Source organism: Paenibacillus brevis (genome assembly GCF_018919145.1).
Taxonomy (GTDB): Bacteria; Bacillota; Bacilli; order Paenibacillales; family Paenibacillaceae; genus Fontibacillus; species Fontibacillus brevis.
Window position 1 is genome coordinate 119,961 of record NZ_JAHLQJ010000016.1, and the last position, 6,947, is coordinate 126,907.

The 6,947-nt window shown below is 47.3% G+C and carries 5 protein-coding genes; 4 read left to right on the top strand and 1 reads right to left on the bottom strand.

All coding sequences use genetic code 11. The annotated features are described in order from the left end of the window. The first annotated feature begins 129 nt into the window (after positions 1–129). Both KQJ23_RS18080 and KQJ23_RS18085 read left to right on the top strand, forming a co-directional pair. Positions 130–711 (top strand): sigma-70 family RNA polymerase sigma factor, encoded by a 582-nt coding sequence (locus KQJ23_RS18080; RefSeq protein ID WP_216480307.1) that lies wholly within the window; start codon positions 130–132, stop codon positions 709–711. Further along, a complete protein-coding gene (locus KQJ23_RS18085; protein ID WP_216480308.1) occupies positions 701–1,672 on the top strand; it encodes a DUF4367 domain-containing protein in 972 nt (323 codons plus the stop codon). Before KQJ23_RS18080 ends, KQJ23_RS18085 begins: the two co-directional genes overlap by 11 nt. Positions 1,673–1,748: 76 nt before the next feature. Here the strand turns inward: KQJ23_RS18085 and KQJ23_RS18090 are convergent, their stop codons facing one another. Beyond that, positions 1,749–2,522 (bottom strand): YheC/YheD family protein, encoded by a 774-nt coding sequence (locus tag KQJ23_RS18090; RefSeq protein ID WP_249529874.1) that lies wholly within the window; start codon positions 2,520–2,522, stop codon positions 1,749–1,751. A 327-nt stretch (positions 2,523–2,849) separates the two neighbouring features. On the opposite strand from KQJ23_RS18090, the gene gyrA reads away from it, so the two are divergent. Both gyrA and KQJ23_RS18100 read left to right on the top strand, forming a co-directional pair. Next, positions 2,850–5,363, top strand: a complete 2,514-nt coding sequence (gyrA, locus tag KQJ23_RS18095; RefSeq protein ID WP_216480310.1) for a DNA gyrase subunit A — start codon at positions 2,850–2,852, stop codon at positions 5,361–5,363. Positions 5,364–5,544: 181 nt separating this feature from the next. Then, positions 5,545–6,642 carry an HD-GYP domain-containing protein gene (locus KQJ23_RS18100; RefSeq protein ID WP_216480311.1) on the top strand — a complete coding sequence of 366 codons (1,098 nt, stop codon included), beginning with the start codon at positions 5,545–5,547 and terminating at the stop codon, positions 6,640–6,642. Positions 6,643–6,947: the final 305 nt, after the last annotated feature.

Sequence of the window (6,947 nt, forward strand, 5' to 3'; positions counted from 1 at the left end):
ATGCAGATCAAGAAACCGCCGAAATGGCGGTTTTTTTGTGCTTAGGTGTAATGAATGGAGACCGCCGACGTATTTACAGGTGTTGGCGATTTGATCAAATCCCTCACCTTGTAACAAAGGAGGCAAAAAATGCACCAGCAGCAGCGCGCATGGTTCCGTACGGAAGCTGTAAATCCCGAGATGGCTTGTGAAAAAATATCCAAGGCAAGTATTTCCGAGGTCTTCGAAGCTTACTACGAACGAATTTTCAATTATGTCAGTTACCGAACCGGCAATCGTTATACGGCGGAGGATCTCACCAGTCAAGTTTTTGAAAAAATTGTGGCGAAATATCATACCTTTCAGCCAGGCCGTCGTCCTTTGGAAGTCTGGATTTTCACGATTGCCAAAAACACGTTAACTGACTACTTTCGAGCTTCTCAAAGACACAATACTTGTTCTTTGGAGGTTATCGAAGAGAAAGATTCGAAGTTATCCGGACCGGAGGCGACTGTCATCAGCAAGGAATCAGCGCTTAACTTGATTCAGGCCCTGTCTGCGTTGACGGATAAAGAGAGGCAGATCATTGCTCTGCGGTTTGGAGCCGGACTGAAGAATGTTGAGATCGCCAAGATCATGAATAGCTCCGAATCGAATGTGGGCGTCATTTTATTTAGGTCCATGAAAAAGTTGAAAAAGGAATTGGAAAGGGAGGATCACAGTGAAGCCTAACACTTCAGCCGATGTCTTTACGAATAGCTTGGACAATTACCTAAAGCACGGAAAAATGCCCGCTGGAATGGAACAAAATGATCCGGAGGTTGCGGATTTATTGGATTTGGGAAAGAAGCTCTCTGGGATGGATTTTGGTGCCAAGACCTATAAAGCACAAGCTAGAGAAGAGTTGTTTGCCGGCTCAATTGCTTCAGACAGCGCAACAATCTGGCAGAAGGGATGGTTCAAGGGGGGGATTACAGCCGCTGCAGTCTTTCTCTTTGTAGGAGTCATGTTCTCCCCGCCTGCAATTGCCGGTGAATGGATGGGGAAGATTATTAATAAGTTGTCACTAGGTTACATTGAGATCCAACAGGTAGAGCCTCAGCTCGAAGGAGGAAACATCCCTGTACCTTATGAATTGCAAGGGAAGATCTTCGATGAGCATGGGAATGCGTTGACGCAAATTTCAGTGTCGACCCAAAAAGTTTACACGGCCGATGGGGAAGAAATCGTGGAATATCGCGACGGTGTGATCATTACGAAGCAGGATGCGGAAAAAGGCTTGGAAGACATAGGAATTACGACAATTCATGATGCAGCCAAGCTGAACGATCATACGAAATTCGTGGTAAAGGTTCCGGCCTATTTGCCGGAAGGGTACCAATTTGAACGGGCGGAGCAGTATAATAATGACGACGGGCTGCCTGCACCTGAATACATCACCCTGTACTACCGAAATACGCAAGGTCAGGAGCTTACATTGTTTCAACGTGAAGCAAGCGAAGAAACGGCCTACGGATTCTCAACGGAAAGTCGGGTAGAGGAAATCGAAATCAACGGCCAGCCGGCCGCCTTGATCGGGGACTCCTCGATAGACTGGCAATCCGATACGGTTCTCTATAGCTTAGTAACGGATAAGACAGGACCGAGCCTGAACAAGGAAGAGCTTGTCAAAATTGCAGAATCGATAAAATAAAAAGAAGCAACCTCCCTGAAAAGAAACATCTTGAATGATGTTGATTTCATGGAGGTTTTTTTATGAGGCTGCGGCGTTACTTTTTGTACCTGCCATAGGCTACGGCGTAGCGGCGGATTTTTTTATAGATTTCCTTGTCCTTGAGATACTTAAAGGGAAACAGCGCGGGCAAGGTGTTCACTTCCAAAATCCATGGGCGCAGCTGTTCATCAATAGCCAGATCCAGACCGATCTCTTTCAGATTCGGAAACTTGCGCGCCATTTGGGCGGCTGTTCTTACTCCAATCGTCTTCATCTCTTTATACAACAAGCTAAATTGGTAGGGCTCCAGATATGGACCGAGCAGTTCCTCGATGGGCTTGATCATGCCGCCTCCGTGATAGTTGGTAATGATTTTCTGCTCCGCTGCAACCCGGCCGATAAATCCGGTCGTTTCCCATTTTTTTGAGGGGGTTCTTTGCACAAGGGCGCGGAGGTCAAACTTTCGGCGGCGGTAGGTGAGCATATGAATTCCCTTTTGAATCAAATAAGTCTGCTGGCCGATTCTAGACTGAATGCTCTGATGCGCTTCCTCCAAGGTAGTAAAATATATGCTTTCTATACCGAACCTCAGCTTATAGCGGAGCGGGTTATCAGGGTCAAGCTCATCCTTCCAGGGCTCAACGCTCATCACGCCGTTGCCATAGGTTCCGCGGTCAGGCTTCATGAAGACTAATCCGTACAATTCCACCATATCCTGCAGGTGATTGTACGTATATTTGCGAGTGTCGGGGAGGTACGGGCGCAGGCTTCCCCTTTGGTTTAAAAGGAGTGTTTTTTCCCACTTGCTTTGGATACGCTGGATCGCCAACTCCAATATCATCCTTTCTGAAAATCCCAACTGCAGATAGATGCAGGTATGAAAAACATAGGACAGAAGAGAAAAACAATGGTATAATTATAAGATATGGGGATTTTATAAGTTTTTTGAACGAACCTAACTACAACCTCTCAAAATGCCTATATTCCTAGTGTATGACCTAAGTCTGCAATGGGAATGGACGTATCCCCATTTATTTTGTGTCCATCGTAAAAAATGGGATGTAAGCAGGGCACGTTTATTTGTTCGGATTTTGTGCAAGTAATATAGTGTTCCCTTTACATAGGCATTTGGATTGATTATTGAAGGAGGTCCAGCATGGCGGAAGAAAAAATGTCGCAAATCATAGACCGGGACATTAATGTGGAAATGCGCGAATCTTTTATGGACTACGCGATGAGCATTATTGTTAGCCGTGCTTTGCCGGATGTAAGGGACGGACTGAAGCCGGTTCACCGCCGTATTTTGTACGCGATGAATGAGCTAGGCATGCATCCTGACAAGCCGTTTAAAAAATCGGCCAGAATCGTCGGCGAAGTGATCGGTAAGTATCACCCGCACGGGGATTCGGCGGTCTATGAGACGATGGTGCGGATGGCTCAGGATTTCTCGATGCGGTATATGTTGGTTGACGGTCACGGTAACTTCGGTTCGATCGACGGCGACTTTGCAGCTGCAATGCGTTATACGGAAGCTCGCCTATCCAAGATTGCCATGGAAATGCTGCGAGATATCAATAAAGAAACGATCGATTTCATGCCGAACTATGACGGCGAAGAGCAGGAACCGGTAGTTCTGCCGGCCCGCTATCCGAATCTGTTGGTCAACGGGGTATCCGGGATCGCTGTCGGGATGGCGACCAATATTCCTCCGCATAATCTCGGCGAAGTGATCGACGGGGTTCAAGCAATGATTGAGAACCCTGACATCGATTCGCTGGATTTGATGGATTATATTAAAGGTCCTGACTTTCCTACGGCCGGCTATATTATCGGGCGCACCGGCATACGCCAAGCCTATACGACAGGCCGCGGCTCGATTACGATGCGGGCCAAGACAACGATAGAAGAACACAATAATAAAGCCCGGATTATCGTAGACGAGCTGCCTTATCAAGTGAATAAAGCGCGTCTAGTTGAGAAGATTGCCGAGTTGGTACGGGAGAAGAGAATCGACGGCATTACCGATCTGCGCGATGAGTCCGATCGCAACGGGATGCGGGTTGTTATCGAACTGCGCCGGGATGTAAATCCTAACGTGGTGCTTAACAATCTGTACAAGCATACGGCCCTTCAAAGCACATTCGGCATCAACATGCTTGCGATCGTGAACAATGAACCTAAAATTTTGACGCTGAAGGAAGTGTTACAGCATTACCTCCAGCATCAGGTTGAGGTTATTCGGCGCCGGACAGAGTTTGAGCTGAAGAAGGCTGAAGCCAGAGCTCATATTCTCGAAGGTTTGCGGATTGCTCTGGATTATCTGGATGAGGTCATTGCCTTGATCCGTGCTTCCCAGACCACCGAGATTGCACGTAATGGCTTGATGGAGCGCTTCGGACTTAGTTATGAGCAGGCTCAGGCGATTCTTGATATGCGTCTGCAACGCCTGACAGGTCTCGAACGTGAGAAGATCGAGAACGAATATCAGGAACTGCTGGCTAAAATTGCGGAGTATCGTGAGATTCTGGCTAATGAGAGCCTTGTGCTCCAGATCATTAGCGAGGAGCTGCAAGAGATTCGTGACCGCTTCTCCGATGACCGCCGTACGGAAATTATAGTGGGTGAGGAGAGCATCCTTGATGAGGATCTGATTCCGCAAGAGGAAGTTGTTATTACGATTACTCACACCGGCTATATCAAACGCCTGCCGCTGACCACCTACCGCAGCCAAAAACGCGGCGGACGCGGTGTTATCGGGATGGATACCAAGGATAATGACTTCGTGGAGCATCTGTTCGTGACGAACTCCCACCATTATCTGATGTTCTTTACCGATAGAGGGAAGGCGTACCGTCTGAAAGCTTATGAGATTCCGGAGCTTGGACGTACCGCGCGGGGAACTCCGATTATTAATCTGATTCAGATCGAGCAAGGAGAGACCGTGAATGCGGTTATTCCGGTGGAACGGTTTGATGAAGATAAGTACCTGTTCTTTGCGACCCGCTCGGGCGTAGTGAAGAAGACGCCGATCGAGGATTATATCAATATCCGCAAGGGCGGTTTGATTGCCGTGCATTTGCGTGAGGATGATACGCTGATTGATGTGAAGCTGACAGATGGTCAACAGGAAGTGATCATGGGGACAGCGCAAGGCATGTCGATCCGCTTCTCGGAGAGCGATGTGCGTTCGATGGGCAGAGCTGCAACCGGGGTGAAGGGAATCACGCTGGATTCCAACGACCAGGTTATTGCGATGGATGTTATTGTTCCGGAGCAGGATATCCTGATTGTAACCACCAATGGCTACGGGAAGCGGACCCCAGCGTCCGAATACCGGATTCAAAGCCGCGGTGGTAAAGGGATCAAGACAATCAACGTCACCGGCAAGAATGGTGCTGTCGTTAGTCTTAAGGTCGTGAAGGATGACGAGGATCTGATGATCATTACCTCCAGTGGAACACTGATTCGGACGAGCATGTCCGGCATTTCCACCATGGGCCGCAATACCCAGGGTGTGAAGCTGATCAGTATTCGTGAGGACGACTCTGTAGCTACAGTTTGCCGCTCGGACAAGAGTGAGGAAGAGCCGGAGAGCGCGTTGGAGGAAGCAGAGGAGAATGCAGTGGAAACATTGGAAGCTCCTTCTGACTCTACGGAATCCGAAGAATAGAGAACCTGTTTGAATGAAGCAATCATTTGCCGCCAGTCTGAAAATTGACGGCAGATGATTGCTTTTATTTTTATTTAAAGATTGTTGGGTAGGAAGACTCGTAATATAATGAATCTGTTAGTTCTTTTTCACTAATAAGAGACCATCTCTAGATTAAAGGAAAAGTAAGGAGAGGGAGAAAATGCTCAGCGTCCCTGTAATCGAATTGAAGCCAGGCTATAAGATTGCAAGTCATGTACATACTCCCTTGGGCGGTGTACTTTTGCAAAAAGGGAAGGTATTACTGCCAAGAGATCTCGATATTCTGAAGGCTTTTATGATTCATGAAGTGGAGATTGATTCCTCAGCGGATTCAGCCCTGTTGCTGGATGCCCGCAAATCGTCAAAAGGAACAACGGATCATGCTGCTGTTTCCAGGGTCTCAGAAATAGAGCAGCCGAACTCGGCCCAATTTCATAAGGAATACGAGCGGATGCTTCATCTGATTAAGAGCGCATTTCAGTCGGTCTTAGCGGCAGAGCTGCCGATCTATGAACTCCGTCATCAACTAGAACAGCTCCTGAAGCAAAGTAAGAGCTATAATGCGCTGACCTTCATTCCTCGGAACATGAGCGAGTATGATTATTTGTTCCACAATGCGATTCTGTCTGCTTTAACTGCCTATTGTATCGCTCAGTGGCATGGCCTGCCTCAGAAGGATTGGATGCAGGTTGCTTTTGCCGGCCTTCTTCACGATATCGGAAATACGAAGATCGATCCTGCCATATTGTACAAGCCAAGTCCCCTGACCGATGAAGAACGGGAAGAGATGCGGATGCATACGACTTATGGCTATCAGCAGCTGCGGAAAACCTCTGCCATCAATGAAGGGGTCAGATTAACAGCCTTGCAGCATCATGAGAAGATGGACGGCACGGGTTATCCGTTTCGCCTGAACGGAGATAAGATTCATATCTATGCCAAAATCGTTGCGGTGGCCGATATCTTCCATGCGATGACGCTTAATCGGAGATATAAGAAGGCGCAATCGCCTTATTTGGTGCTGGAGCAGATCAAATCCGAAGCCTTCGGTAAATTGGATCCTTCAATCGTCCAGACCTTTGTTGACAAGGTGACGCAATTCCATACCGGAATGCGGGTAAGACTGAGCAACGACAAGATTGGTGAAATTGTATTCTCCGACCGCCAATACCCTACGAGACCTATGGTGGCCGTTCAAGGAGAGATTATTAATCTGACTCAGGCGAGACATCTCTATATTGAAGAAGTTTTATCTTAGGGGTTGCTTTTGCCTATAGGAATAAGGTATAGTAATATTCACTGCTGCGAAGCGCAGAATGAACGGATGAACTTCCTTTCACCAGCTTTTTTGAAAAAAAAAAGTTGTTGCATTGATTCGCAGTATGTGATATATTATAAAAGTTGCCGCTGATGAGCTGGTGACGAAAAAAGAACCGAAGTTGATCTTTGAAAACTGAACAACGAGTGAGTATTATAAGAGAATTAATCATTCTCGTCAGTATTGAAATGAGCAAGTCAAACACCTTAATGGAGAGTTTGATCCTGGCTCAGGACGAACGCTGG

What these genes read in the sequence shown, in the direction of transcription:
- gyrA (WP_216480310.1), top strand. Translation starts at nt 2,850, where the DNA reads ATGGCGGAAGAAAAAATGTCGCAAATCATAGACCGGGACATTAATGTG.
- KQJ23_RS18100 (WP_216480311.1), top strand. Translation starts at nt 5,545, where the DNA reads ATGCTCAGCGTCCCTGTAATCGAATTGAAGCCAGGCTATAAGATTGCA.
- KQJ23_RS18080 (WP_216480307.1), top strand. Translation starts at nt 130, where the DNA reads ATGCACCAGCAGCAGCGCGCATGGTTCCGTACGGAAGCTGTAAATCCC.